The sequence below is a fragment of the Vibrio sp. EA2 genome (genome assembly GCF_033042495.1).
GTDB lineage: Bacteria > Pseudomonadota > Gammaproteobacteria > Enterobacterales > Vibrionaceae > Vibrio.
In genome coordinates, this window is the sequence record NZ_JAWLID010000003.1 from 386,796 (window position 1) to 412,642 (window position 25,847).

Here is a 25,847-nt window from a genome sequence, read left to right on the forward strand (position 1 = left end):
TCATAATCAATGAATGTTATAAGCGATCACGTAGTCAATGAACAGACGCACCTTTTCTGGTAAATGGTCTTTATGGTTGTAAAGCATATAAATGTCGCGAGGGTTAGCACTCCAGTCTGGCAACACGCGAGTCAAATCGCCACGCTCAATGTACTCTTTGACCATGACATTCGGCATCAAGGTAATTCCTAGTCCTTCAGAGCAGGAGCTACGAACCACATTTAGTGCATTGGCCTGAAAGCGACCACGCTCTACGTTAACCACAGACTCGCCTTTACTATTATTTAGTGTCCACTTGATTAACGGGTAGCCTTTTAGCAAAGAGTGCTTAGAAAGCTCCTCAGCGTGTTCTGGAGCCGGGTTTGCCTTCAGGTAGTCGGGACTGGCTACTAAGATATCTTTAACCTCGCCAACCTTGCGAGCAATCAAGCTTGAATCACGTTGTGGGCCGACACGGAAGATGACGTCCCATTCCGTCGGATCCAGTTTATCCGCATTATTCTCTGTCGTTAGCTCAATATTGATATCAGGGTACTGCTTCATAAAGCCATTAAACATCGGCATCATCATACGTTTTGTCAGATTGTACGGTGCTGATATTTTGATTCGCCCGGATGCGCCACGACAGTCGTCAGTAATTTCCTCGGCGGTAGATGTCAGGCTTTGTAGTAGTGGTGAGCACTCTTTGTAAAAACGTTCTCCAGCTTCGGTAAGCGAAAGTTTACGTGCATGACGGTTCAGTAATCGAAGATTGACGGAGTCTTCTAGCGCTTGAATGCGTCGGGTGATGGTTGCAACCGGAATCATCGTTTTCCGTGAAGTTGCTGTATAGCTCCCATTTTCGACAACCAATCGAAATAGGTTTAAATCATCTAATTTCATATTTCCAGACACATTAAGTTACTAATTAACGCTAATTTATAATTAACTTTGTTATTAAAGATTGCTTTAAGTCAACATGTTGCACTATTTGACCACAGTGGGCCTCTATGAGCAAACATTGATATAGCAACGTTTAAGCGACGAATATTTGTATAAACGCCTTTTTCAGACTACGTTTTATAACGAGGTGAGGCTTCCCAAGCCTTTAGATAGCAGGGAGAACCTCGATAAAAGCTCAATAATAATAATGATTTAACAAAAACTTGTTTTTGACTGACCTATGTGAGGTGTAAAGGTATGTTTAAGGCTCACAGTCAAACGGCAATGGTCTCGGCACAGGAAGCGGTTCATCATAAACTCATTATGTTAGTGGATGATGACGCCATATTTCGTAACGTAACCAATGCCTATTTAGAAAGTCAGGGTTTTGAGGTAGTAGAAGCCGAAAATGGCTTAGACGCACTTCAACAACTTAGGGAACGCCAACCCGATCTTGTCTTATGTGATTTGTCTATGCCGTTGTTAGATGGTGTAGAATTTGTCGAAGAAGTCAGCATGGAATATCCATCGTTGCCGCTGATTGTTGTGTCTGGTACTGATGAAATGTCAGACGTCGCAAAAGCACTGCGTTTTGGTATAAAAGACTTTCTTCCCAAACCGATAGGTAACTATAAGCACTTATCTCAAGCAATCGATAATACGCTTGAAGATTGTGACAGCCATTTTTCTGAACAACGTGATTTTTCAAGTCAGTGGTTCAGGGTCGATGATGGTGGAGAAATACCAGATGAACAAGAGCTTCACTGGCATTTAGAATACTTGCAACAAAACCCGAATGCGGCAAGAGATTTGCTCCATGCGTTATTACCGGATAAAGACGCGTCTCAGGGAGACTGGCGATGCTCGTACCGTTTACTTCAATCAACGGACGTCATGCCGTTAGTGTTTGACTATCGATGGCTGATGAATGGGCAGTTTGCTTTCTACTTGGTTGATTCCGCTTCTCAGGACAAATGTGGAGTCGGGACAACATTACTCATTAGGGCTCTATTTGATGATTACTTACGTAACTTAAAGAGTTTTAGTGCAGACCTTAAAGACATCGCAGGTATTCTTGAGAAAGGAATTGAATGCTCTGAATGTGCTGGGCCGATTAATGCTGTGTTTGGTATTGCGGACCTGGCTTCGTCAACCGTTTCCATCTTGCCGGCAGGTTTAGATAGTCAATGGTCAAATGGTGTTTCTAACCAGCATATCGCGGCTGGAAATAGCCTAGGGGATGGCAGTTTGAAAAACTTCATTACTCGCGACTTACCCTTAAGCACAACCGGACAATTGTCCATAGGGTGTCTCGGCTCTTCAAGTTTTAGCCTGAACATTACTCGTCACAGTTGATAAATTAAATCGCAGCCTATCAATAAAAAGCAGCTGAAAAAGCTGCTTTTTTTCTGCGGGCTTAGATCAAATAAAACAAGTTGAGGGGGAATAACCTTACTTTTTGCTTGTGTTTATCATTGACTGCTTAAGGTATAGTCAGCGCCTAAACAATAATGACCCATTTGTGTAACGTGCGCTTAACGTTGCGGCATGGGAGAAGCAAAGTCAAATAGTGAGAAGAAGCATCATGGCAGACAAAGAGTTTAAAGAGCCTTATAATATTTTTTACTTTTTAGGTTTCGTTGCAGTACTTATGATCCCAACATTACCTGCAACGCTAACATGGTTGCGCGTGCTTAACGGTTACGCGGGCTAATGAATTAGCTATCGTATTCTGGAGTCCACCATCGTATGAAACGTTACTTTTTCAATACCGTTGGTGGGCTCTGCATTTTGCTCGGCATCGCCGGGATTGCCCTTCCTCTCTTACCAACTACTCCGTTTATCTTGCTTGCCAGCGCGTGTTTTATGCGAGGTAGCCCAACATTCCATCATTGGTTGCATCATCACAAAACTTTTGGTCCTATTCTGTATAACTGGAATCAAAATAAAGCCGTCGAGCCCAAAGTAAAACAGCGTGGCGCGATTTTTATTGCACTCAGTTTTACCATTTCGATCGTCGTTGTTCCTGTTGTTTGGGTGAAAATTGTACTTTTAGTAATGGCAATCGTTTTACTTAGCTGGTTTATGCGTCTACCTGTGATTGAGTTGGTTGCTGACCGAGAAGAAAATCACTAAGATTGTAGGGAATAGTGTGCCCGCTCTTCGAGTGGGCGTTTGTATTTTCAGCGCCTGTGACTTTACGAAAATAAGCACATAGTGATGAAAACCTATTGTTCGTTGCCCTCGTGATACTGAGATAGCGAGAGGGTGATGAGCCAATCTAAGTAAATCGGTATTATGACTACAGAAACAATTTCACTGATCAAATCTAGCATCAAAAGCATCCAAGATTACCCAAAGCCTGGCATCCTTTTCCGCGACGTAACCAGCCTGTTAGAAGACGCGAAAGCGTATCAGGCGACGATAGGTTTATTGGTTGACCGTTACAAAGCGATGGGATTCACAAAAGTTGTGGGAACAGAAGCGCGAGGCTTCCTATTTGGTGCACCATTAGCGCTTGAGCTAGGTGTTGGTTTTGTTCCAGTGCGTAAGCCAGGCAAACTGCCACGTCCAACGATTGCTCAGTCCTATGAGTTAGAGTACGGAATGGATACATTAGAAATCCATACTGATGCGATCGTAGAAGGTGACAAAGTACTTGTTGTCGACGATTTGCTAGCCACTGGCGGTACTATCGAAGCAACAACGAAACTGATTCGCCAGCTAGGTGGGGAAGTTGAGCATGCTGCATTCGTTATCAATCTACCTGAAATCGGTGGTGACAAGCGTTTAGAAGCCTTAGGTCTAAATGTGTACAGCATCTGCGATTTCGAAGGACATTAATACATTCAATGAGTTATTTAGCTTTAGCGCGAAAATGGCGTCCTAATAAGTTTGACCAAGTCGTGGGACAAAAACATGTTCTTACGGCATTGGAGAATGCGTTAGCGCAAAATCGCCTCCATCATGCGTATTTGTTTAGTGGTACTCGTGGTGTTGGTAAGACGAGTATCGGCCGTTTGTTCGCCAAAGGGCTGAACTGTGAAACCGGAATTACCGCAACACCTTGTGGTCAGTGCGATACTTGCCGCGAAATTGATGAGGGTCGATTTGTTGACCTGCTAGAAATCGATGCGGCTTCACGTACTAAAGTTGAAGACACTCGAGAACTGTTAGACAACGTTCAGTATAAACCAGCTCGCGGGCGCTTTAAGGTGTATCTCATCGATGAGGTACACATGCTGTCACGTCACTCTTTCAATGCGCTGTTGAAAACATTGGAAGAGCCGCCGGAATACGTCAAGTTCTTACTGGCGACCACAGATCCGCAAAAGCTACCTGTGACGATTTTGTCTCGTTGTCTGCAGTTCCACTTAAAACCGATCAGTGTCGATGAGATTCACCAGCAGCTAGATTACATCCTTGAGCAAGAGCAGGTCTCAGCAGAACCGAAAGCGTTGGGTATGATCTCTCATGCGGCCGATGGCAGTATGCGTGATGCGCTGAGCCTGACTGATCAAGCGATTGCTCTAGGTAATGGGGCAGTAGAATCAGGCATCGTTAGCCACATGCTCGGCACGATCGATACTGATCAGGCCATCCACTTACTTGAGTCGATAAGTAGCAAACAGCCACAGCAAGCGATAGAAAAAATCCAGCAACTGGCGTCAAATGGCGTAGAGTGGGACGGCTTATTGCAACAATTGGCTGCTCAATTACACCGAATTGCCATGTATCAGGCGTTGCCATCGACGTTAGACCAAGCTCAGCCTGATGCAGAGAAAATCGAATTATTAAGTAAAGCGCTCAGTCCACAAGATGTGCAGCTTTACTACCAGGTTGCAATAAAAGGTCGTGAAGACCTCTCGTTGTCGCCAAACGGCCGCGTTGGCATGGAAATGATCGTACTGCGCATGATGGCATTTCGTCCGTCAGTTAGTAACAGTGCAAATGTTGTTTCTACGGCAACGCAACCACAGACTACGTCTACACCGAACGTGAGTCCGCAACAAGCACAGACAGCTGCAACTCCGCAGACTTCGGCTCAACCACCGCAGTCAAGACCGTCGCCAGAGTCATCAAATCAACCGGTTACTCAGCCAGTTAGCCAGCCTGCGGTCAACAACCAGGCTCCGATACAAGACGCGCCTCAGAATCAGGAACCGCCTCAACAAGCCTCAGAGCGTGCTCCAGCAACACCTCCTCGTGGTGGGTTAAGTGGTTTGCGTCATCAACTCCGCTCTCAGCGTCAGGGATTACAACAAAATGCTCCGCAACAGAGTGGTGGTCCAAAAAAGCCTAAAGCGGCATCTGCTAAACCAGAGTCGGTACTTGATCGTGTAGCACAACGACACGGCAATTCCGCGCAGGTGTCGCCAAGCTCAACGCTCCAAGAGGAAGAGCAAGTTGTTGAAGAAGCGTATCGCTGGCGTCCAAGTAAACCTACTGAGACAAAAGTTAATACCAAACTGACACCTACGCAGCTTAAACAAGCCCTTGAGCACGAGAAAACACCTGAAATGGCGCAAAAACTGGTCGATGAGTCTCTTGAACTCAATGAGTGGGCAAAACTGATCAGCCAAATGAATATGCCTAAGCTGGTGGAGCAACTTGCGCTAAACTCACATTATAGTAAAGAAGGTTCGACCGTTTCTTTGCAGCTAAGAAGTGCTCAGGCACACTTAAATACAGATAGAGCACAAGGTGAATTACTCAAAGCCTTAAGTACACTTTTAGGTGAAGATTGCCACTTAACGGTTGAGATTAGCGATGCTGGTGAGACACCATTAGAGCTGAGAGATCGACTCTATCAAGAAAAATTGCAACAAGCTTTGAACAGCCTGGAAAACGATCCAAACGTTCATTTTATTGAACGTCGATTTGCTGCAGAGCTTGTGAAAGATAGCGTGCGTCCTATCTAATAATTGAACGGAATGGGGTTGAAAACGTTAAGTCATAACCCCATTAACTGATCCAACACCCAATTAAACCAGAGAGATAAACATGTTTGGTGGTAAAGGCGGTATGGGCAACCTAATGAAGCAAGCCCAGCAAATGCAAGAGCAAATGCAAAAGCTTCAAGAAGAAATTGCGAATATGGAAGTAACTGGCGAGTCTGGTGCTGGTCTAGTTAAAGTGACAATCACTGGTAGTCACAGTGTACGTCGTGTTGACATCGATGAAAGCTTGATGGAAGACGACAAAGAAATGCTGGAAGACTTGATTGCGGCTGCATTCAACGATGCGGCTCGTCGCGTTGAAGAAACTCAAAAAGAGAAAATGGCTTCTGTAACTGGCGGTATGCAACTACCACCAGGTATGAAAATGCCATTCTAATCGGCTGAAATTTAATTAAGCGGATTTTCAATGCGTACCAGTCATATGCTGGAACAGTTGATGGAGGCCTTACGTTGTCTACCTGGGGTTGGCCCCAAGTCGGCGCAGCGTATGGCCTTTCATTTGTTACAGCGAGATAGAAAAGGCGGCTTACAGCTCGCCGATGCTCTTAGTCAGGCAATGACGGAAATTGGCCATTGCTCAGAGTGCCGCACTTTTACTGAAGAAGACACCTGCCATATTTGTACCAATCCTAAAAGGCAGGAAAACGGTCAGATCTGTGTAGTGGAAAGCCCGGCAGACATTGCAGCCGTAGAGGCGACAGGACAATACTCCGGACGATACTTTGTTTTGATGGGGCATTTATCTCCGCTTGATGGTATCGGTCCAAGTGATATTGGCTTGGACGTGCTCGATTATCGCCTTCGCCGAGGTGATATTGCGGAAGTCATTCTTGCTACCAACCCAACGGTAGAAGGGGAAGCAACGGCACATTACATCGCAGAACTATGTCGAGAGCACCAAGTTGCCGCAAGCCGAATCGCACATGGTGTTCCTGTGGGCGGTGAGCTTGAACTTGTTGATGGCACCACCTTGTCACACTCACTCTTAGGTCGACACAAGTTATAATGGAAAGCCGCTGGATTCAGCGGCTTTTTTCTTGTTGTTCATCGATTAATCTTTGGTTTTACCGATGAGCGTAGGAGGGCTAGTTGTCTAAATCTGAAGCCAGTAGGTTTTTATAGATAACCGCACCTAAAACGCCGCCAATAATCGGGGCGATCCAGAACAGCCAAAGCTGGGATATGGCCCAATCACCGACATAAATAGCCACGCCAGTACTGCGTGCAGGATTGACAGAAGTGTTGGTGACGGGGATGCTGATTAAATGAATAAGTGTTAAGCACAGACCAATAGCGATAGGCCCAAACCCTTCAGGTGCACGTTTGTCCGTTGCGCCCATAATGACAATCAAGAACATCATGGTCATGACAATCTCTGTCACTAAAGCGGCCAACATAGAGTACTGTCCTGGTGAGTGTTCGCCATAACCGTTCGATGCAAATCCAGAGGCAACAATGTCGAAGCCCATTTGACCGGATGCAATTACATAAAGAGTCCCACCCGCAATTAAACCGCCGATAACCTGAGCGATGATGTAAGGCAAAATGTCTTTGGTGTCAAAACGGCCTCCTGCCCAAAGGCCAATTGTTACGGCAGGGTTTAGGTGGCAGCCAGAAATATGGCCAATAGCAAAAGCCATGGTAAGAACCGTTAAACCAAATGCCAGTGCCACACCTAACAGCCCGATGCCCACTTCGGGAAACCCGGCGGCTAATACCGCACTGCCACAACCACCTAGCACCAACCAGAACGTACCAAAAGCCTCAGCCAAATACTTATTCATGCAATTTCCTATTTTTTATTCTATAACTTGCTGAACATAGTTGAGAACTGTCAATAAAGTGTGAGGAAAAACACGAAAAGGTAAGAACAGTCATGGTATGTGGGAAAGAGTCTCAGAGATGACACTGAAGGAGCAAAGAGTGAGTAGTAAAGCTGTGGGATGACAGAGAAGAAAAGCGCTATGTTAACTGTTCTAATTCAGTAATATTTGCCAGTGCTTCTTGATTAGTCTTTCCACAGACGACTGGGCATGGTTTGAATTCATGACACACTTTTGGGCGCTCAGGCTGACCAAATAGTTTACACAGATTGTCATCGTTCAGTTGTACACAGCGAACCCCTGCCGGCTTACCATTTGGCATGCCAGGAATCGGTGAAGAGATACTTGGGGCGATACAACACGCGCCACAGCCTAAGCGACAATCCATAATGTAAACCTCTTAAAAATTGAGCAGGCAATTATGGTCATTTTGGCGTGGATTGGAAGGGGGAAGCGAATAAAAAGTACAAGTATATCTAAAGCCCTTGTACTCTTTCAGCTTGTTGAAATGCTCACTTTAGGAAGCGGTTATAGACAAACAAGATGACGAATGCGCCCAAAGTGGCGGTAATGATACTGCCTACGTTGATGCCTGTTGCGCCGCCATGACCCAAAAAGCTCCCTAAGAAACCACCCACAAAGGCCCCGGCGATTCCCAGGAACATAGTGGCAATCCACCCACCACCGTCATTACCGGGCATTAACCACTTTGCTAATGCTCCTGCGATCAAACCTAAGATTATCCAAGATATGATGCCCATAAGTGATTCTCCCTCTTATCAATATTTAAACCAACTTACACAGGTTTAAGAATAGAGCATTCCACCAAAAAATCGCTTATTGTCGTTAACGGGTAAATTCGCTAACAGGATAATTGCTGAATACTTGAACTTTTGTGGTGAGACAGGTATAAATCGCCCCCTAATTCCTTTGGTGAGACCGAAACTATGAGCACTCCATTTTGGCAAAGTAAAACGTTAGAGCAGATGACCGAAGAGGAGTGGGAATCTCTGTGTGATGGCTGTGGTAAATGCTGCCTTCACAAGCTCATGGATGAAGATTCTGATGAAATTTATTACACTAACGTGGCATGCAGCTGGTTAAACAGCAAAACTTGCTCATGCAAAGATTATCCAAATCGCTTCACGTCTGGTGAAGAATGTACAAAGCTAACCCGTGAAGACATCGATGATTTTACTTGGTTACCACATACTTGCGCGTATCGTCTTTTAGCTGAAGGTCAATCGTTACCAGAATGGCACCCACTTATCACTGGATCAAAGTCAGCGATGCACGCAGCAGGTGAAAGTGTACGTAATAAAGTGGTGTACGAAATCGATGTTGTCGACTGGGAAGACCATATTTTAAACCATCCCCACAGAGCCTAGGTGATAAAGGGTTTTCAAGGGTATGAAAACTGCTACTCCTTAAATGTACACGTACATGTTCGTAAAATCTGTCGCCACATTATCGCCATTTTGTGGTGACTAATGGCATTAATGATATGCCTGGGCTGCTATTAAAGTGAGGGTCAAGATACTCATCTAAGATCATTTACACACTTTTGGTGTGTGCCTGACCTCACTTTTACATCTAACCCTCTCTTTTGACGCGTACTTATCAATGCGTGATGTAAAATAAACAAAGGTGATGTTCTCGCCTGCTTTCGTCTCTGATCGAATCCAGTTTTTTACGAGGTAAAAATGACGTTTAGTTTTCCGCTGAAAAATCGCCTGACACCTTGGGTTGCGTTACTTTCTCTTTTCATCGTTATGATGAGTCCTGTGTTTGTTAACGCGGCTGAGAAACAAGAAGAGCCTGCCGTATCAGCGGCTGAAGCATCCATTGATAACTTGAATATCGATATCATCGATTTAACCCAGAGTTTAAACCAGCAAAATGGTGATGAGCGTGATGCACTTCAGTTACAGCTGTTTCAAAAAAACCAACAACTACGTGCTCAGTTAGCGACCGCGATTGAAAAAGAATCTATCCCGCACGACAAACTGGTTCAATTAGTCAAAACACAAGAAAAGTACGTTGACGATGCGACGGACTTTCTGGCCTCAAAAACTAAGTCTGTGACAGAGCAACTGAATGCGGCTAAGGATGAGGAAAAGTTATCGATAGTGAATGACTATCGTGAAATACAGCACTACCTAGATGTGATTTTTGAGGCGAGACGGCAAAACTTAGTTTGGTTAGAGCAACTGGATGAACAAAACAAGCGTGCTGAGACAGAGTTTAAAGAACAGGTAGATAAGCGTATCCGTTTGTTATCGGCATCCGTGCAGTACCTGAGTCAGCAAAGTGAAATCATCGGTGGGCAACTTTCTTCTAGTCCTGAGTCGGAAAAAGCGGCGCAGCAAGTGACCCAAATGATCGTCAAGGAAAGGTTGGATATTGCAACGGAAAGCCTGCGCAACTTGATATCAATTGGGGACAAGATTGGCATCGAAACCTCTGAGTACAAGCGTCAAATCTTCGAAGTCACCGGTAGCATTACTCATGATCTACTGAATAGCAAAGTTGTGTGGTCTATCGTCAGTCACTGGTCAGACTCTGCAGTGGATTGGTTAGCCGGAAATGCACCACAGCACCTATTTCAGCTGTTTATTTTCGTATTAATTTTGGTGATTGCTCGTGCATTAGCAAAAATAACCCGAAAAGTGATGCGTAAGGCGGTGGCGTCTCGAAACTTAAAACTCTCCCATTTGATGCAGGATTTCTTTGTTTCGATGTCCGGCAAGTTCGTATGGGTGATTGGTATTATGGTTGGCTTGTCTCAGATAGGCCTGAACCTAGCGCCAATTCTTACCGGTTTCGGTATTGCCGGTGTGATCATCGGTTTTGCATTGCAGGATACGTTGTCGAACTTCGCTGCAGGTATGATGCTGTTAATCTACCGTCCGTTTGATGTTGGCGACTTCGTTTATGCAGGTGGCGTGGATGGTAAAGTAAGTCATATGAGCTTAGTTAACACCACGATTCGTACCTTCGATAACCAGATCATCATTGTACCGAACAGTAAAATTTGGGGTGATGTTATTAAAAACGTAACGCACGAGCGTATTCGTCGTGTGGATATGGTTTTTGGTATTGGTTACGTTGATGATTTACTTAAGGCGGAATCCGTACTGACCGATATCATTACCTCTCATCCATCGGTACTACGTACGCCAGAGCCAATGGTTAAAGTGCATACGCTTAATACCTCTTCTGTGGACTTCATTGTTCGCCCTTGGGTAAAAACGGATGATTATTGGGACGTTTACTGGGATGTCACCAAAGAAGTGAAGCTTCGCTTTGACCGAGAAGGCATTTCTATTCCATTCCCTCAGCAGGATGTACATCTGCATATGGTTGAAAAGAAAGACGCTTAATTGCTCGCCCTCTATTTGGAAAAGCACTCACACTTTTGAGTGCTTTTTTGTTTCTATCGGGAAGCGAGGTTCAAGTATTGAGTTGAAGGTGATTAGCCGAAGCCTTGTAAAACAATCAGCGGCACGGGTTGGTGTACCTCAGTTTTCATCCATAAAAAAACGCTCTCGTGGGAGAGCGTCTGAAAAACCACAAAGTGGTAAAGTAAGTGCAAAGTGATTATTTGATTTGCTGCTTTAGGAATTCGCCTAGTTCAGAGTGATGCATGATTTTTGAAACCGGTAGGATTTTCTCAGCAGGACCCCAAGCGAATACATTCACCGGAGTATGCGTGTGTGTACCCGTGCCCCAAACTGTGTTTTGCTTCGTTGCATGTTCACGTGCAAGTAAGTTTGTGCGGTCGTTGTAAGGGTAGAATGCGTCAAAGTCATTGATCGTTGGCACGTACTCAGAGTCCAGATATTTATGCCCTGCAAGTCGGTATGGGTTTGGTTTGCTTGCCAATACGCGTTCAGCTTGCTCAGGTGTAATTGAAAAATCACTATTTGCGTTCACTACATCTGCAAATTTCTCTGGTGTTTGCTCTTTCTTATCAAGCGCTTGGAATTCGCTGATCATGCCGTAGTAGCTTTTCTTCTGGTTGTACAAGCCATCAAGGATAGAGAAATCACCGAAGTTAAAGTTAGGTGCATAGTCTCTGTTTTTGAACGCTTCGCCACTGCGCTTCTCTGGTTTTGGCAGATTCGCTGATGAATAGCTGAAACCAAAAGAGCCAGTTTCATGGTCAGCCGTCACAACGATCAATGTGTCATCGCGGTCTTTCGCCCACTCATAAACAGAATTTACGGCTTCATCAAACTTAATCATTTCGTGAAGCATGGTTCCCGCATCGTTACTGTGTCCAGCCCAGTCGATTTGACCGCCTTCAACCATTAAGAAGAAGCCGTCTTTATCTTTGGACAAAACATCCAATGCTTTTACTGTCATCTCTTTAAGAGAAGGCTGTGTGCGCTTTGGATCGTTTTTACTTTGGCTGTAGGCGATGCCATCGGCCATACCTGAGTTAGCAAAAAGACCAAGTAATTTGTCACCTTTCGCTTGCTCTAGCATATCGCGGCTAAATGCCAGGCTATAGCCTTGTTCTTGAGCTTCAGTCAGCAAGTTACGCTCGTCTTTACGTTTAGACTTAAGGGCAACGTTGCCTTGAGTGAGCTTTTCAAGCTGATTATAAGTGTCGCCTTTATCATTCGCTGAACCTGGAATCCAGTGACGAAGGCCGCCAGAAAGCAAAACATCTACGTCTGTTTCTAGCATATCGACTGCAATATTGTTTTCTAGTGATCGGTGAGGTTGGTGAGCAGCAAACGCCGCTGGTGTCGCGTGCGTCATGCGGGTATCAGAAACCAAGCCGGTTGCTTTACCGATACTTTTGGCTTTTTCCAGAATGGTTTCAACATGATTACCTTGGCTATCGATGCCGATTACTTCTGAAGCGGTTGGCATCCCAGTCGCTAGCATGGTTGCAGAACAAGCAGAGTCGACCACAATTGCGTCTTCAGGGTTAGTCAAAGAAGAACCAATCACACCTTCTTGTGCCAATTTGTAAAGGGCAGTGGTTTCACCTTTATAGATTGAGTGTGGCGCATGATTTGCGTAAGTTTCAAGAAGACCTACTTGCTGAGGTCCCATACCATCACCAATCATCAAAATGACGTTTTTGATCTCTGCTGAAAGAGCGTTAAAAGAGAGTGTCGAGGCAGCAAGAGCGGTAACTACAGGATATGCTAAGCGCTTCATTGTATTTTCCTTGTCTATTAAAAGCGCTGGCATTAAAACAACCAACCATGACACTTTTGTGTAAGTCATCGAATCTTAACTAAATTGTCATTTTCATTTACTAGCAAATTACCCATAGCACCAACAAGCTGTGACAGAAAGGGTAATGCTCTTGGCCCATCATGCCAGCGCGAGGAGAATTCCGCCGACACTTAACGCGGCTGAGAGATACTGTCCTGCGGAGTAAGAGCTATCTTCTTCTTCGATTTTATCTGGACGGTCCATTCCCAAAGCGCCATGGGTGAATGATTCTACCTTTTCGCCCACGGTTTTATTTTCTGCTGCCGCTTTTTTACTTTCGTGGTCGATTTCTTGTAGTGCGGTAAGCAGCGCCTTACCTTCAGGAGAAAGTGTCACTTTGTTCTGTTCCACTTTTAACGGCGACGCATTGATGTCTTCTGTGGCTTTCGTTGTGGAAGACACAGTGGGCTGCAAAGTAGCATAAGTATTAACTGGATTGCTTCCTACTTGGTTCATCGAATACTCCTTGAAAATCGACACTCGCTCACTGAGTGTGGGTAAAAAGCAGTTATTGACTATATCGGCAATGCAGGAAGATTCTTAAATGGTGCAGATAAAAATCAGGCCTGACTTTGCCGCCTCTCATGATTATCCAAAGGTTCAAGCAAAAAACAGACCTATATGACAAGGCGACTTGTCATTTTAAACTTGCCAGCGATTTATTGGCATTCGAGGTCGGTGTTGCGCTTGATAAGGTGACTAAAGGCTTTCATACGATTACTGTCCTGGACGTAGCGAATAGGTGGCGCTAATACTTCGAGTTGGTAGTCGGTGCTATCTGAGGTGATGTCTGGGGTTGGCGAGATGATCACCACTTTTAAGTTTGGATTGCGGTTTAAAATCGAAGTGGCGGTACCTAATCCGCCTTCGGTGTGGAAATTTCCTGCCACATGCACAACTTGAGTACCCTGGTGTTTGGCTAGGTAGTTAACAATGGATTCTGCCATGGTTTCATCCCAGGTCATTTGTGCAGCGTACTGTTTTTCTGTTTGTGCTGGCTCGCCGTGATGCATGGAAGACATAAATTTGTCTTTGTATTGGCTGTCATCGGTATTAATGGTTTCAGCGACAAAACCGCGTTCTTTGCTATCGAGTTTATCCAGATAGCTGACGCCTTTAAGTCCAACGCAACGTACAATTTTTCTCGGCGCGTTAGCCGCGATAACCGGAATATCAGCACGCTTGGTAAACTCGATAAGAGGACGATAGTCGCTTTCATAGTTGGGCCAGGCATTGCTTTGTTGGATGAAGAACTGCTCACCGATCTGGCCGTTTAGATATTCGTCCAATACCTCTTGTTTATCACGAGTGAATTGTTCCATTGAAAGGGCAATGGGACGTTGTCCGTTGGATAATTGCTTTAGTATATCGGTTTGAAAACGGTGGATACCTGCGTGTGTGTGCCATTCACCGATCAACAACACATCGGCTTGTCGTAACTCAGGTGTAAGGTGATTGATGGAAATAGGGATACCTGATGGGGAATACAGCTTGTAATCATAAAAGCTGGTCACGTCTGCTGAAATGGGAGTAGACGTTGTTGCTGTGGTCGAGATACAACCTGTCAGAAAAGTTGCAAACGCAAGACCTAAGATAGAAAAGCGCATTGGAAGCCTCCAAAAATGTCCCAGAGATATTTGTGGAGGCGACAAGATCAATCTAAGTCAACGAGTGCTATGTTCACTTGCGCTGCGATAGAGCGTTATCAATGCGTGGATTTGCGATAGACTCGCAACATAAAATCGGCCTCACATTGGAAAAGTGTAGCGGATTTTAGCTCTTCACGGAGTTCGTCAGAGGCCTTCCAAGCGAATGGTGTCATTTGTAACAAGTCAAATGCGTCACCGTCCTTTAAGTCCATCATGTAGTTAAGCTGGTGTTGCTGTTCTAGTTCGTAGCCGTCGATAGTTTCAGGGGTTTCATCGTGTAATCGAACGTCTTGATAAATGCGTTCCCGAAGTTGGTAAAGGTGGCGGCCTGCTGGCGTGACAGTAATCACCACACCATTGTCTTTCACTACACGTTTAAGCTCTTCCGCTTTACATGGTGCGTAGATTCGCAGAACAGCATCCAAAGAGTGATCTGCGAATGGCAGTCGATGGCTTGATGCAACACTAAAATGACAATCTGGGTAGCGCTTAGCCGCGTAGCGAATCGCTATCTTTGAAATATCTAAGCCATAGGTGACGGCTTGTTCATCTTGCGCCTGCAATGATTTTTGCACCTGATCAGTGTAATAGCCTTCGCCACAGCCAATATCCAACAATTGGTGCGTGGTTCCCTTGGTGTACTCAGTACAGATACGGGCGACATCTTGGCGCATCGGGTCGTAATATTTTCCTTCCAGAAAGCGACGACGCGATTGCATCATCTCTTTGTTATCACCGGGATCTTTAGAACGTTTATGATGGACTGGCATCAGATTAACGTAGCCTTCTTTTGCCATGTCGAATTGATGGTTATTTTCACACTTAAACGTCTTTACGCTTAACGCAAGAGGCAGGTGGCATAGAGGGCATTGATAGTTCATGATGATCTCGAGCTGAAAGTAGGGCGACAAATTCTACCAAAAAGCACGACTTTAAGTGAAACAAAAACCGCTAAACCTTTTCGCAGAGCGCCTGTTAGAACTAGAGAGTACAAAGAACCGGTATTATCGTAGGATGTGAGGTAGCGAGGATGATTTATTGGGGGCTGAAATAAAAAGCCGGCTTGAACCGGCTTTGATGTTGTTATTGTGCGGAAACAACGGTAACCAGTTCGTAGCCTTCACCTGGCTGCAAGGTTTTGCCTTGATCAAGGTTGGAAGCATGCAGGGCAGACTCGACACATAGCATGGTCTGATAACCATTGTCGGCCATATCCGCCATTGATTGGGCGCCTTCTGCCCACGGATTCCATAACACTGCCGAGTTGTGGCCATGGTTCTCTACACTTAGAGTACGTTCAAGTACTGGGTCTGAGACTAAGATCTGAGCTTCAGGCTGTGTGTATACACGGTCGATGGTGTCGGTCAGTTGCAGAACTCCACCACCTTGACATACTTCTCCGCCTTTTAGGCTGTCGATGTATTCGCTGCCCATACCTGAGGTTTGGGCTTGTAAAACATCACCGACGTTAAGGTACGTATGCAGCGCTCCAGAGAAGGTCCAGGCTTCATCATCGATATTCAGTACTTTCAGCGTCACTTTCAGCTCGTCGCCAACTTCAACCAAAAGGCGAGCTTCAAACAGATGAGGCCAGACTTGGTGTGTTTCTTCGCTTGGGAACAGAGCCAGTTCAACGATGACACCATGTTCACTTTCGCGGTGTTCCATCAGCTCCCATTCGGTAGTGCGGGCAAAACCATGAGCTGGTGCAGTAATACGACCAAACCACGGCCAGCATACTGGAATACCACCACGCAAAGCAGCTTTGCCATCGAATACGGCTTTTTCACTCATCCAGATTAAGTCTTCTTGACCTTCTGGTTTATAGGACACAACATGACCGCCGTGTAAAGCGATGCCAGCTGTTGCTTTATCATGAATGATGCGAACAACTTTTACCTGATCAACTTCTACTACGGTGACATTGTCTGAAAGTACGGTTAGGGCAGGAAGGGTGTTTAAATCCATCTGATGATTTCCTATCGCTGGGAAAGTGAGGCTGTAATTCGCAAACGCGTCACACTCAAATATTTCCCTCAAATTTCAGATACAAAAAAGGCGACTATAAAGCCGCCTCTTTTCAACTCAGTTAAGAGCTAATCACTATTTCTAATTACTTAGAGATGTGTGCGATTAGGTCTAGAACTTTGTTTGAGTAACCGATTTCGTTGTCGTACCAAGATACAACTTTAACGAATTTGTCAGTTAGTGCGATACCAGCTTTAGCATCGAATACTGAAGTGCAAACTTCACCGATGAAGTCTTGAGATACTACTGCATCTTCAGTGTAGCCTAGAACGCCTTTTAGTTCGCCTTCAGAAGCTTCCTTCATTGCTGCACAGATAGCTTCGTAAGATGCGCCGTTTACTAGGTTAACTGTTAGGTCAACTACAGAAACGTTAGCAGTTGGTACGCGGAAAGCCATACCAGTTAGTTTGCCGTTTACTTCTGGAAGTACAACGCCTACAGCTTTAGCTGCACCAGTTGAAGATGGGATGATGTTCTGAGAAGCACCACGACCACCGCGCCAGTCTTTAGCAGAAGGGCCGTCAACAGTTTTTTGAGTAGCTGTTGTAGCGTGAACTGTAGTCATAAGACCAGATTCGATACCGAACTTGTCGTTAAGAACTTTAGCGATAGGTGCTAGACAGTTAGTAGTACAAGAAGCGTTAGAAACGATGTCTTGACCAGCGTAAGTGTCGAAGTTTACGCCGTTAACGAACATTGGAGTTGCGTCTTTTGAAGGACCAGTTAGTACAACTTTTTTCGCGCCAGCAGTGATGTGCTTACGTGCTGTCTCGTCTGTTAGGAAAAGACCAGTTGCTTCAGCTACAACGTCAACACCGATTTCGTCCCACTTAAGGTCTTCAGGGTTGCGCTCTGCAGTTACACGTACAGTTTTGCCGTTAACGATTAGGTTACCGCCTTCAACTTCAACAGTACCGTTGAAACGGCCGTGAGTTGAGTCGTACTTAAGCATGTATGCCATGTAATCTACGTCGATAAGGTCGTTAATACCTACAACTTCGATGTCGTTACGCTCTTGCGCTGCACGGAAAACGAAACGGCCGATACGGCCAAAACCGTTAATACCTACTTTGATAGTCATTATAGTTGCTCCACAACTTAATTTCTGATTAAAGATAACTGGTAGTAAAATTACAGAATCCAGTAAACATCTGCAACAGATAATCGGACTTAACTTGTTTAAAGTCAAAAAAAAGCGACGCTTTTTTTAACAATTCTTTGCAAATGTTCGTTTTTTAAACTTTTTACTGCTTTTACTCTAGCTCAGTTGGCGTAATATAACCTGCGAGATGAGTGCTCGTATCAAATTAATTACACATGGTGTCCTGGTGAGAAAGTATGTGCTACAACTGTTACGAGAATCAAGTTTTTTGCTAAAAAAGTCATTGTTAAAAACAGGAAATAAGGATCTAAAATTAGTGGAACAAAGCGGAGGAAAAGTGACGAAGTCCGATGAATATTGGCGCGAGCGTCTATCTGATGAAGAGTTTCGTGTTTGCCGAGAGCAGGGAACAGAGCCACCGTTCAGTGGTAAGTTATTGCATAATAAGGAAACGGGTATATATAGTTGCACTTGCTGTAATGCCCCTCTTTTTGTGTCTGACAACAAGTACGATTCAGGATGTGGCTGGCCGAGTTTCGATGCTCCGATTAACGACCATGCGGTACGCTATTTAGATGATCTAAGTCACGGAATGGTACGTACTGAAATTCGCTGTGCGACATGTGATAGCCATTTGGGGCACGTTTTTGAAGACGGACCGCAAACTACTGGCGAACGTTACTGTGTTAATTCAGTGTCGTTAATTTTCAACAAATCTGAAGATTAGTGACAAAATTGCCGTTAAGAGTGTTTCATCCTTTCAGAACTGTATAGGTGAACATAAAAAGGCTGGCAACTTGAATGAAGAAAAACTCCCGAGCTTACGGGAGTTTTTTAAATATTCGCGGGAATTAAATCGGGAGAGTAACCTCCCTGTTCAATGTTGTTCGCAATCGATTTTGCCAGGTCGTCCAGCTTTTGATTTTGGTCTGGATCATTGAAATCGAACATACGCTTTAGCTGCTCTTCGTCCGCGATTGGCACATTAAACCTTTTGGCTACCATCGCCCATAAATAGGCGCGTTTTTTCTCCCCTAAACCTTGATGAATACTAGCCAGTGATTTGAGTATGGCAGGATTGAGGTTGTCCTCGTTCGACAAACGTAATGCATTATTCAGCAAGGTGAGTGTTTTATCTGTGTCTCTATTGGCATAGAACGTCGCTAGGGCGTATTGCATTTCTGCCGTGTTTAACTTGGATGACCCTTCCATTTGTAAAAACTGGCGCTGTGCCTGAGTATCGCCAGTTTGAGACCAAAGAAAGTACAACGTTTCTGGTTTTTTTGATGCTTTCAATTCGTCAACGACACGTTCAAGTTGGTCAATACTGTGTACCAATGCATTAAAGCGTTGCGCTTTTAGCTCGCTTTGGTCTATCGGAGATATTTGAGAAGCTAACTCCAAGCACTTTCTGTATTCGGCGATGATGCGATATTCTTCTATTTGCTTTTCTTCGCTTGGGTGCTTGAATTGCTCGTAGCGATGCCAGATTAAGTTGGTGCGTGGGATACGGCATTGTCCGTCACCCATGTTGAGGTTTTCGCAGCGTAGTTCTGGGGTGTTTTCACACAGTTGCTCAGTGCTGACATTACGTTCGAAGCAACCTGTGATTGTCAAAGGGGCGAGACTAGCCAGCAACCAGTATGTTGTTTTCATGGTTTTGCCTGTGATCCGTTACACCAATTCATTTTAGTGCGCTTGACTCCGTTCTTTAACCCGCTATGTTCTCAACAGAATGTAATAAGAAGGTACATTATGGACACAGAACAATTATTAAAAGCGATCACGCCAGAGGTTTACGATCGCTTGGTATATGCAGTAGAAACGGGAAGATGGCCAGAGGGTACAACACTTTCTAGTGAGCAGCGAGATTCATGTATGCAAGCTGTGATGTTGTATCAATCAAAACACAACACCGATGCACAACATATGACCGTTGCTGCGGGTGGTGAAATCAGTTTTAAATCTAAGCAGGAATTGAAAAAGCAATTCAGCGGCGATGAGGGCGATATCGTCCGAGTGAATCCAAACATCGATTGATATGTTCAAAATGCGAAAAGCCCAATGCAATGATTGGGCTTTGTCAATTATAGGGGGGAAGAGCAGTACTTACAGGCTCATTTCACCACGTAATACTTGCTGCATTTTGTCTTTTACTTCTTCGTAAGACAGGTTTTGGCTCAGAAGATAATGCAATTTGGCTAGTGCCGCTTCAGGCGTCATGTCAAAGCCGCTAATCACGCCAGCATCAGCCAGAGCACAACCGGTCGCATAACCACCCATGTTCACTTTACCTGCCAGACATTGGGTTAAGTTCACCACGATAACACCACGCTCCGACGCTTCTTTTAAATGACCAAGCAATTCTGGGTTCTGTGGCGCATTACCCACGCCGAACGTGAGTAGGATCATCGCATTCACAGGTTGACGCAAAGTATTACGAATCACTTCATGAGAAATGCCTGGGTACATGGTGATCACACCAATTGGCTGTGGCGTAATATTGTGTACCTTAAATTCGCCTTCAGGCTGAGCGCCAACCGTCACGTTATTGCTTATCTGAATGTTGATACCGGCTTCCAATAGAGGAGGAAGGTTCGGTGAAGTGAAGGCATTGAAACCGTCTGCATGCGATTTGGTGCTGCGGTTACCACGCATCAACTGGTTGTTAAAGAACAGCGTTACTTCATTAATCGGGAAGTTAGCCGCGATATGCAGTGCGTTTAGCAGGTTTGCCTGGCCATCAGAGCGCAGCTCGGCCAATGGAATTTGAGAACCTGTCACTATCACCGGCTTGCCAAGGTTTTCCAGCATGAAAGAGAGTGCAGACGCAGTATAAGCCATGGTGTCTGTACCATGCAGAATAACGAAACCGTCATACTTTTCGTAGTTATCACGAATATCATCTGCAATTTGCTGCCAGTCGGCAGGAGTCATGTCTGATGAATCGATCAGCGGATCGTATTCGTGGATGGTGTACTCCGGCATTTCTGGACGATGGAACTCTGGCATCGCTGCTAGTTGTTTCTCCATAAAACCAGCGACAGGCACATAACCGTGATCGGACTTTTGCATACCGATGGTGCCACCGGTATAAGCGATATAGATGTGTTTTCTAGTCATCGTTCTATTTACTTTCATGTAGGGGGAGCAGTGCGCGGATTATAACGAATTGATGGGTAATAAAAAGGGGCATCTCACTAAGATATGCCCCTTTTTTGACTAGTTAAGCAAGCGCTACTGCACTTGGCAGTTCAAACAGAAGGCGTACTGACCTCTTGGGTCATTAAAGCTCTGTAGCACGCTCGCATCTTGTTTCAGCTGCTCAGCCACTGGTTGTAAGCTCTGCGGTAACATGCTTGTGACATCAATACCAAGGGAAACTTTGACGTTATTCATGAATTCGTCGAGGAATATCTCCGCTGGTGAAAGTGGTTCTTCAACCCAGTACAGGTTGTAGTCCGTGATGTTAGCCAGTTTCGCTGCTAAATCGACCGCATCGTCAAAGTCACCCATTTGGTCTACCAAGCCATACGACATCGCATCCTGACCTGTCCACACGCGGCCCTGAGCCACGTTATCTACTTCTTCAACAGGCATCCCTCGGTTATCACCAACCAAAGAAATAAAGCGCTGGTAGCCGTGTTCAATTGACATTTGGATAGCTTGCGATGCGCCTTCTGACAGACCGGTTGAAAGCCCGTCACCGGAGAATGGCGACGTACCAACGCCGTCAGTATGGATACCAAGCTTGTTGAAACCTTTTTCAAAGGTCGTAATCACACTGAAAATACCGATAGAACCCGTCAGTGTGGTTGGCTGAGCAACAATTTTATCTGCACTCATTGAAATCCAGTAACCGCCTGAAGCCGCTAAGCTCGACATGGACACCACAACAGGTTTACCCGCTTGCTTTAATGCGGAGACTTCGTTACGAATCACTTCCGACGCAAAGGCGCTACCGCCCGGGCTGTTTACACGAAGAACAACCGCTTTAACTTTCTTATCGTTACGTGCCTGACGAAGAAGGCTCGCTACCGTATCACCGCCGACAGTGCCTCTCGGTTGCTGGCCATCCATTATTGCGCCACTTGCAACAACTACCGCTATGTCATCCTCTGATGAACTGTAGTCAGGGTGCATTGTCGCTTGATAGTCGTAATAGCTGATCGCGTTATAGCTGTCTTTACCGTCGCTACCAAACTCTTTGGCAAACAAGGTACGAATGTCCTGGCGAGTAGCCAATTTATCCACCAAACCCAGTTTAAGCGACAGTTTTGCAATATCGCCATTAACCGAGCGCATTTCTGCTAACAATTCGTCCATGGTTGGATTGAGAACCTTGGCATCAATTTTACGGTTGGTTGCGACGTCATCGACATAGGCACTCCAAAGCTGAGTGATCCAGCGTGTTGCTGACTCTTCCGCAGCATCGGACATGTCATCACGCGTAAATGGTTCTATCGCCGACTTATAAGTACCAACACGGAACACATGCGTCGACACATCTAATTTTTCTAACAGCGATTTATAGTACATCGAGTAAGCGCTGTAGCCTTTAATCAGGACTCCGCCGTCTGGCCCCAGGTACACTTTGTCGGCGTAGCTCGCAAGGTAATATTGACTTTGATTGTAGAAATCGCTGACAGCGTAAATCGGCTTACCAGATGTTTTGAACTTGTTCAGCGCTTTTGCGATATAGCGCAACTTAGTTAAGTTTGTTTCTGGCATCTCACGCAGAGACAAAACTAAACCGGTAATTTTAGGGTCATCTTTGGCATAGCGGATGGTATCAACGATATCAAACAATACGTTTTCTTTTGGTATCTCTTTACCAAGTAGTGAACCCGTAAAGGAGTCCATCGGGTTGGAGTAGCGTCTTTGTTCGACGATGGGACCAGATAGATTCATCACCAGTGCAGACTCTTTCTCTATGACTGGTCGACCTTCTCCGGTGTAGGTAAACGCAAAGTAAAAGACGGCAAGCATCAGAAGGAACAGAAGGTTTGCTAAAGCAAGCCTGACAAAGGTGATGCCTTTCCATATTCCTTTAAATATCAGACCAATAAATTTGAAGAGTTTTTTCATCATGTCTCCATCACGAGATAATCAATTCGTAATTTTACAAATTATGGGTTGTTATCTCTAAGATCTCAAAAGATAACGTGTTTTTAGCTTATCACGCTCCTTCAACAATTGGCATATTTTAACGCTAGATTGATCGGTGTTACAAAAATGTAAACACCTGTTTGATTTTTTGGTTGGCAGAACGTAATGTCATTCCACAAGATAATAAAAATGGATGTTTAGTAATGTCTGCACTATACCCAAACCTATTAAAACCATTGGATCTCGGTTTCACTCAATTACGTAACAGAGTTCTGATGGGATCAATGCATACCGGCTTAGAAGAAGACAAGGAAGGCTTGCAAAAGCTGGCTGCGTTTTATGAAGAACGCGCGAAAGGTGGCGTTGGTCTGATTGTAACAGGAGGTTTCTCTCCAAACCTTCGTGGTCGACTCCACCCTCTGAGCGCAGAGTTCAGTAAGCCTAAACATGCAGAGGCGCATAAAATTGTCACTGAAGCCGTTCACAAACACGGCAGCAAAATTGCGCTGCAAATTCTTCATGCTGGGCGTTATGCCATGCACCCTCTAGCGCAAAGTGCATCGGGTATCAAAGCGCCAATTTCTAAGTTTGCTCCAAGTGAAATGAGCGAGCGTCAAATCAAGAGCACGATCGAAGATTTTGCTAAAAGTGCCGAGCTGGCTCAGATCGCTGGCTATGATGGTGTAGAGCTGATGGGTTCAGAAGGTTACTTGATTAACCAGTTCCTGTGTAAACGTACCAACATGCGTTACGACGATTGGGGCGGCAGCTATAAAAAACGTATGCGCTTCCCACTGGAGATCGTTAAAGCGGTACGTGAAGCGGTGGGTGATAAGTTCATCATTATTTTCCGTCTCTCTATGCTGGATCTCGTCGAACAAGGCAGTACGTTTGAAGATGTCATTGAGCTGGCAAAAGCACTTGAAGAATCGGGTGTCACCATCATCAACACCGGTATTGGTTGGCACGAAGCGCGCGTTCCGACTATCGCGACCCAAGTTCCGCGTGGCGCGTTTACTTGGGTAACCGAGAAAGTGAAGCCGCATGTTTCTGTACCTATCATCACCTGTAACCGTATTAATACCCCAGAAGAAGCAGAGCGTATTCTTTCGTCTGGCCATGCTGATATGGTCTCTATGGCTCGCCCGTTTTTGGCAGACCCGTATTTTGTGGCCAAAGCAGAGCAGGAGAAGGCGCAGTTCATCAATACCTGCATTGGCTGTAACCAAGCCTGTCTGGACAACGTATTTAAGGGTAAGCGAGCGAGCTGTTTGGTTAACCCATTAGCGTGTTATGAAACGGAAATCGTTGTTGCGCCTGCGCAGAAGAAAAAGAACATTGCCGTCATAGGGGCAGGTCCTGCTGGCCTTGCGTGTGCGACAACATTGGCAGAGCGTGGCCATAAAGTGGACTTGTTCGAGAAGAATGATCGTATTGGTGGACAATTCCGCCTGGCGATGCAGATTCCGGGTAAAGAAGAATTCCGTGAAACCATTCGCTACTTTGCCAACCGTCTTGATGAGACAGGGGTCAACTTGCATCTTTCTACTGAAGCGAACTTCGACTTGCTCACTGAGTACGATGAGGTTGTGATGGCCTCTGGTGTAGAGCCGCGTAAAGTGGCCATTGAAGGTATTGATAACCCGGAAAAAGTCGTGGATTACCAGACCTTGATTCGTGAAAAGACACCTGTTGGTGAAAAAGTCGCAATCGTTGGTGCTGGTGGTATTGGTGTCGATGTCGCGACCATGATCACAGAGCCCGTCGAGCATACATTGGATGACTGGCTACACGAGTGGGGCATTGATAAAGAGATTTCTCAGCCAGGAGGTTTGTACCCTTTCCCTGACTCGGTAAGTGATAAAGAGGTATGGGTATTACAACGTCGTCAAGGGCAAGTCGGTAAAGGTCCGGGTAAAACAACGGGCTGGATCCATAAACGTACCCTGGAAAAACGTGGTGTCCATCTTCTGGGTGGCGTTTCTTACCAAAAAATCGATGATCGTGGATTACACATTCAGGTTGATGGTAAATCACAAGTGCTGAATGCAGATAAAGTCGTTATCTGTGCAGGTCAGGAATCGGTTCGCCCATTTGAAGATAAGTGGTCTCATCTAGGAGAGAAGCTACACATTATTGGTGGTGCAGACCACGCTGGTGAGCTGGATGCCGTAAGAGCAATCCGTCAGGGTGTGAAGCTCGCAGTGAAGCTATAAAAGGCATTCACGAATAAGTATGAAAAGCTGCGCGTTGTGCGCGGCTTTTTTCGTTTCTAGCCGACTGAAATACGCATTTTGAGGGTTAGGTATAGTCCCCAAAAAACAGGTTGTTATTCAGTAGGCTAGATTGTGCTAAAGTGATCAGCAGATAAAATACAAGTTAGATTCAATAAGGACCAGTTCATGGAAGCTCTCGATCTCTTGCTTAACCGCCGTTCTGTCGGCAAGTTATCCGCACCTGCGCCAGAAGGTAAAGCGCTGGAAAATATCATTCGCGCTGGGCTACGTGCGCCTGACCATGCTGGTTTAACACCTTGGCGCTTTGTGATTTCGCAAGGTACAGGTCTGAATAAACTGTCTGATATTTTGGTTAAAGCAGCGTTAGCAGACAACAGTGAAGAAGCAGTGGTTGAGAAGCTGAAAAATGCTCCATTCCGTGCTCCGATGGTAATCACTGTGATCGCAAAAGTGACGCCGCATGAAAAAGTGCCTGCACTGGAACAGTACCTGTCAGCAGGCTGTGCTGTTCAAGCGATGCAAATGGCCGCAGTTGCGCAGGGCTTCCAGGGCTTCTGGCGTTCAGGTCCATGGATGTTCCACCCTGAAGTACATAAAGCGTTTGGCCTGGAAGGTGAAGATGAAATCGTTGGTTTCCTTTACTTGGGTACGCCAGCTAGCACGCCAATGAAAGTGCCAGAGCGTGACTTGACGAAGTTTGTTGAGTTTCAATAAACGCGAACCACATTCTTACTGTCTATCTATACAGTTTTTCTTGATTTATTAGGGTCACATTCGAT

Annotated in this window: 26 protein-coding genes; 13 read left to right on the forward strand and 13 right to left on the reverse strand. The window is 45.3% G+C overall.

The window, feature by feature from the left end; all coding sequences use genetic code 11:
- Positions 1-6 precede the first annotated feature (6 nt).
- Positions 7-882 (reverse strand): LysR family transcriptional regulator, encoded by an 876-nt coding sequence (locus RXX31_RS09765; protein ID WP_317589031.1) that lies wholly within the window; start codon positions 880-882, stop codon positions 7-9.
- A gap of 297 nt (positions 883-1,179) precedes the next feature.
- Between RXX31_RS09765 and RXX31_RS09770 the strand changes: the two genes are divergently transcribed.
- The 7 genes from RXX31_RS09770 (at position 1,180) to recR (ending at position 6,888) form a co-directional block, all read left to right on the forward strand.
- Positions 1,180-2,277 (forward strand): response regulator, encoded by a 1,098-nt coding sequence (locus RXX31_RS09770; RefSeq protein WP_317589032.1) that lies wholly within the window; start codon positions 1,180-1,182, stop codon positions 2,275-2,277.
- A 229-nt stretch (positions 2,278-2,506) separates the two neighbouring features.
- Complete coding sequence (locus tag RXX31_RS09775; protein WP_267135896.1) at positions 2,507-2,635, forward strand: hypothetical protein; 129 nt, start codon at positions 2,507-2,509, stop codon at positions 2,633-2,635.
- Positions 2,636-2,670: 35 nt separating this feature from the next.
- Entirely contained in the window at positions 2,671-3,057 is a 387-nt protein-coding gene (locus tag RXX31_RS09780) for a YbaN family protein (protein ID WP_317589034.1), read from the forward strand.
- Positions 3,058-3,219: 162 nt separating this feature from the next.
- On the forward strand, positions 3,220-3,765 hold the full coding sequence (gene apt / locus RXX31_RS09785) for an adenine phosphoribosyltransferase (RefSeq protein ID WP_317589036.1): 546 nt from the start codon (positions 3,220-3,222) through the stop codon (positions 3,763-3,765).
- An 8-nt stretch (positions 3,766-3,773) separates the two neighbouring features.
- The gene (gene dnaX / locus RXX31_RS09790) at positions 3,774-5,843 is read left to right on the forward strand and encodes a DNA polymerase III subunit gamma/tau (RefSeq protein ID WP_317589037.1); all 2,070 of its coding nucleotides are present in this window, start codon (positions 3,774-3,776) and stop codon (positions 5,841-5,843) included.
- Between the two features lie 82 nt (positions 5,844-5,925).
- Positions 5,926-6,258 carry a YbaB/EbfC family nucleoid-associated protein gene (locus RXX31_RS09795; RefSeq protein ID WP_317589039.1) on the forward strand — a complete coding sequence of 111 codons (333 nt, stop codon included), beginning with the start codon at positions 5,926-5,928 and terminating at the stop codon, positions 6,256-6,258.
- Between the two features lie 30 nt (positions 6,259-6,288).
- A complete protein-coding gene (gene recR / locus RXX31_RS09800; protein ID WP_317589040.1) occupies positions 6,289-6,888 on the forward strand; it encodes a recombination mediator RecR in 600 nt (199 codons plus the stop codon).
- Between the two features lie 79 nt (positions 6,889-6,967).
- Here the strand turns inward: recR and aqpZ are convergent, their stop codons facing one another.
- The 3 genes from aqpZ to RXX31_RS09815 all read right to left on the reverse strand — a co-directional run bounded on the left by aqpZ (position 6,968) and on the right by RXX31_RS09815 (position 8,466).
- Complete coding sequence (aqpZ, locus tag RXX31_RS09805; protein WP_317589041.1) at positions 6,968-7,666, reverse strand: aquaporin Z; 699 nt, start codon at positions 7,664-7,666, stop codon at positions 6,968-6,970.
- Positions 7,667-7,844: 178 nt separating this feature from the next.
- Positions 7,845-8,093 (reverse strand): YkgJ family cysteine cluster protein, encoded by a 249-nt coding sequence (locus RXX31_RS09810; protein WP_317589042.1) that lies wholly within the window; start codon positions 8,091-8,093, stop codon positions 7,845-7,847.
- Between the two features lie 124 nt (positions 8,094-8,217).
- Positions 8,218-8,466: a GlsB/YeaQ/YmgE family stress response membrane protein gene (locus RXX31_RS09815; protein ID WP_317589043.1), complete on the reverse strand. Its 249-nt coding sequence runs from the start codon at positions 8,464-8,466 to the stop codon at positions 8,218-8,220.
- A gap of 186 nt (positions 8,467-8,652) precedes the next feature.
- Here RXX31_RS09815 and RXX31_RS09820 point away from each other — a divergent pair, with 186 nt between their 5' ends.
- Together RXX31_RS09820 and RXX31_RS09825 are read left to right on the forward strand one after the other, a co-directional pair.
- Positions 8,653-9,093 (forward strand): YcgN family cysteine cluster protein, encoded by a 441-nt coding sequence (locus RXX31_RS09820; protein ID WP_237315018.1) that lies wholly within the window; start codon positions 8,653-8,655, stop codon positions 9,091-9,093.
- A gap of 315 nt (positions 9,094-9,408) precedes the next feature.
- Entirely contained in the window at positions 9,409-11,088 is a 1,680-nt protein-coding gene (locus tag RXX31_RS09825) for a mechanosensitive ion channel domain-containing protein (RefSeq protein WP_317589045.1), read from the forward strand.
- A 217-nt stretch (positions 11,089-11,305) separates the two neighbouring features.
- On the opposite strand, the gene RXX31_RS09830 is transcribed toward RXX31_RS09825, so the two are convergent.
- The 6 genes from RXX31_RS09830 to gap all read right to left on the reverse strand — a co-directional run bounded on the left by RXX31_RS09830 (position 11,306) and on the right by gap (position 17,701).
- On the reverse strand, positions 11,306-12,883 hold the full coding sequence (locus RXX31_RS09830; protein WP_317589047.1) for an alkaline phosphatase: 1,578 nt from the start codon (positions 12,881-12,883) through the stop codon (positions 11,306-11,308).
- Positions 12,884-13,042: 159 nt separating this feature from the next.
- Positions 13,043-13,399: a hypothetical protein gene (locus tag RXX31_RS09835; protein ID WP_317589049.1), complete on the reverse strand. Its 357-nt coding sequence runs from the start codon at positions 13,397-13,399 to the stop codon at positions 13,043-13,045.
- A 203-nt stretch (positions 13,400-13,602) separates the two neighbouring features.
- Positions 13,603-14,550: a ChaN family lipoprotein gene (locus RXX31_RS09840; protein ID WP_317589050.1), complete on the reverse strand. Its 948-nt coding sequence runs from the start codon at positions 14,548-14,550 to the stop codon at positions 13,603-13,605.
- A gap of 98 nt (positions 14,551-14,648) precedes the next feature.
- Positions 14,649-15,473 (reverse strand): 23S rRNA (guanine(745)-N(1))-methyltransferase, encoded by an 825-nt coding sequence (rlmA, locus tag RXX31_RS09845; RefSeq protein ID WP_317589051.1) that lies wholly within the window; start codon positions 15,471-15,473, stop codon positions 14,649-14,651.
- Between the two features lie 202 nt (positions 15,474-15,675).
- A complete protein-coding gene (locus RXX31_RS09850) occupies positions 15,676-16,560 on the reverse strand; it encodes a D-hexose-6-phosphate mutarotase (RefSeq protein ID WP_317589052.1) in 885 nt (294 codons plus the stop codon).
- Positions 16,561-16,705: 145 nt separating this feature from the next.
- A complete protein-coding gene (gene gap / locus RXX31_RS09855) occupies positions 16,706-17,701 on the reverse strand; it encodes a type I glyceraldehyde-3-phosphate dehydrogenase (RefSeq protein WP_014232584.1) in 996 nt (331 codons plus the stop codon).
- 337 nt (positions 17,702-18,038) lie between these two features.
- Here gap and msrB point away from each other — a divergent pair, with 337 nt between their 5' ends.
- On the forward strand, positions 18,039-18,449 hold the full coding sequence (gene msrB, locus RXX31_RS09860; protein ID WP_317589055.1) for a peptide-methionine (R)-S-oxide reductase MsrB: 411 nt from the start codon (positions 18,039-18,041) through the stop codon (positions 18,447-18,449).
- 107 nt (positions 18,450-18,556) lie between these two features.
- Here the strand turns inward: msrB and RXX31_RS09865 are convergent, their stop codons facing one another.
- Positions 18,557-19,378: a DUF2989 domain-containing protein gene (locus tag RXX31_RS09865; RefSeq protein WP_317589056.1), complete on the reverse strand. Its 822-nt coding sequence runs from the start codon at positions 19,376-19,378 to the stop codon at positions 18,557-18,559.
- A 99-nt stretch (positions 19,379-19,477) separates the two neighbouring features.
- Here RXX31_RS09865 and RXX31_RS09870 point away from each other — a divergent pair, with 99 nt between their 5' ends.
- Positions 19,478-19,762 carry a YeaC family protein gene (locus tag RXX31_RS09870; protein WP_317589057.1) on the forward strand — a complete coding sequence of 95 codons (285 nt, stop codon included), beginning with the start codon at positions 19,478-19,480 and terminating at the stop codon, positions 19,760-19,762.
- 69 nt (positions 19,763-19,831) lie between these two features.
- Here RXX31_RS09870 and ansA read toward each other — a convergent pair whose 3' ends face one another.
- The gene (ansA, locus tag RXX31_RS09875) at positions 19,832-20,845 is read right to left on the reverse strand and encodes an asparaginase (protein WP_317589058.1); all 1,014 of its coding nucleotides are present in this window, start codon (positions 20,843-20,845) and stop codon (positions 19,832-19,834) included.
- A 114-nt stretch (positions 20,846-20,959) separates the two neighbouring features.
- Entirely contained in the window at positions 20,960-22,810 is a 1,851-nt protein-coding gene (sppA, locus tag RXX31_RS09880; protein ID WP_317589060.1) for a signal peptide peptidase SppA, read from the reverse strand.
- A gap of 224 nt (positions 22,811-23,034) precedes the next feature.
- On the opposite strand from sppA, the gene RXX31_RS09885 reads away from it, so the two are divergent.
- A complete protein-coding gene (locus tag RXX31_RS09885) occupies positions 23,035-25,047 on the forward strand; it encodes an NADPH-dependent 2,4-dienoyl-CoA reductase (RefSeq protein ID WP_317589061.1) in 2,013 nt (670 codons plus the stop codon).
- Positions 25,048-25,233: 186 nt separating this feature from the next.
- On the forward strand, positions 25,234-25,782 hold the full coding sequence (locus RXX31_RS09890) for an NAD(P)H nitroreductase (protein ID WP_317589063.1): 549 nt from the start codon (positions 25,234-25,236) through the stop codon (positions 25,780-25,782).
- Positions 25,783-25,847: the final 65 nt, after the last annotated feature.

Coding starts and splice junctions, on each gene's coding strand:
- RXX31_RS09765 (WP_317589031.1), bottom strand. CDS start 882: ATGAAATTAGATGATTTAAACCTATTTCGATTGGTTGTCGAAAATGGG.
- RXX31_RS09770 (WP_317589032.1), top strand. CDS start 1,180: ATGTTTAAGGCTCACAGTCAAACGGCAATGGTCTCGGCACAGGAAGCG.
- RXX31_RS09775 (WP_267135896.1), top strand. CDS start 2,507: ATGGCAGACAAAGAGTTTAAAGAGCCTTATAATATTTTTTACTTTTTA.
- RXX31_RS09780 (WP_317589034.1), top strand. CDS start 2,671: ATGAAACGTTACTTTTTCAATACCGTTGGTGGGCTCTGCATTTTGCTC.
- apt (WP_317589036.1), top strand. CDS start 3,220: ATGACTACAGAAACAATTTCACTGATCAAATCTAGCATCAAAAGCATC.
- dnaX (WP_317589037.1), top strand. CDS start 3,774: ATGAGTTATTTAGCTTTAGCGCGAAAATGGCGTCCTAATAAGTTTGAC.
- RXX31_RS09795 (WP_317589039.1), top strand. CDS start 5,926: ATGTTTGGTGGTAAAGGCGGTATGGGCAACCTAATGAAGCAAGCCCAG.
- recR (WP_317589040.1), top strand. CDS start 6,289: ATGCGTACCAGTCATATGCTGGAACAGTTGATGGAGGCCTTACGTTGT.
- aqpZ (WP_317589041.1), bottom strand. CDS start 7,666: ATGAATAAGTATTTGGCTGAGGCTTTTGGTACGTTCTGGTTGGTGCTA.
- RXX31_RS09810 (WP_317589042.1), bottom strand. CDS start 8,093: ATGGATTGTCGCTTAGGCTGTGGCGCGTGTTGTATCGCCCCAAGTATC.
- RXX31_RS09815 (WP_317589043.1), bottom strand. CDS start 8,466: ATGGGCATCATATCTTGGATAATCTTAGGTTTGATCGCAGGAGCATTA.
- RXX31_RS09820 (WP_237315018.1), top strand. CDS start 8,653: ATGAGCACTCCATTTTGGCAAAGTAAAACGTTAGAGCAGATGACCGAA.
- RXX31_RS09825 (WP_317589045.1), top strand. CDS start 9,409: ATGACGTTTAGTTTTCCGCTGAAAAATCGCCTGACACCTTGGGTTGCG.
- RXX31_RS09830 (WP_317589047.1), bottom strand. CDS start 12,883: ATGAAGCGCTTAGCATATCCTGTAGTTACCGCTCTTGCTGCCTCGACA.
- RXX31_RS09835 (WP_317589049.1), bottom strand. CDS start 13,399: ATGAACCAAGTAGGAAGCAATCCAGTTAATACTTATGCTACTTTGCAG.
- RXX31_RS09840 (WP_317589050.1), bottom strand. CDS start 14,550: ATGCGCTTTTCTATCTTAGGTCTTGCGTTTGCAACTTTTCTGACAGGT.
- rlmA (WP_317589051.1), bottom strand. CDS start 15,473: ATGAACTATCAATGCCCTCTATGCCACCTGCCTCTTGCGTTAAGCGTA.
- RXX31_RS09850 (WP_317589052.1), bottom strand. CDS start 16,560: ATGGATTTAAACACCCTTCCTGCCCTAACCGTACTTTCAGACAATGTC.
- gap (WP_014232584.1), bottom strand. CDS start 17,701: ATGACTATCAAAGTAGGTATTAACGGTTTTGGCCGTATCGGCCGTTTC.
- RXX31_RS09865 (WP_317589056.1), bottom strand. CDS start 19,378: ATGAAAACAACATACTGGTTGCTGGCTAGTCTCGCCCCTTTGACAATC.
- RXX31_RS09870 (WP_317589057.1), top strand. CDS start 19,478: ATGGACACAGAACAATTATTAAAAGCGATCACGCCAGAGGTTTACGAT.
- ansA (WP_317589058.1), bottom strand. CDS start 20,845: ATGACTAGAAAACACATCTATATCGCTTATACCGGTGGCACCATCGGT.
- sppA (WP_317589060.1), bottom strand. CDS start 22,810: ATGAAAAAACTCTTCAAATTTATTGGTCTGATATTTAAAGGAATATGG.
- RXX31_RS09885 (WP_317589061.1), top strand. CDS start 23,035: ATGTCTGCACTATACCCAAACCTATTAAAACCATTGGATCTCGGTTTC.
- RXX31_RS09890 (WP_317589063.1), top strand. CDS start 25,234: ATGGAAGCTCTCGATCTCTTGCTTAACCGCCGTTCTGTCGGCAAGTTA.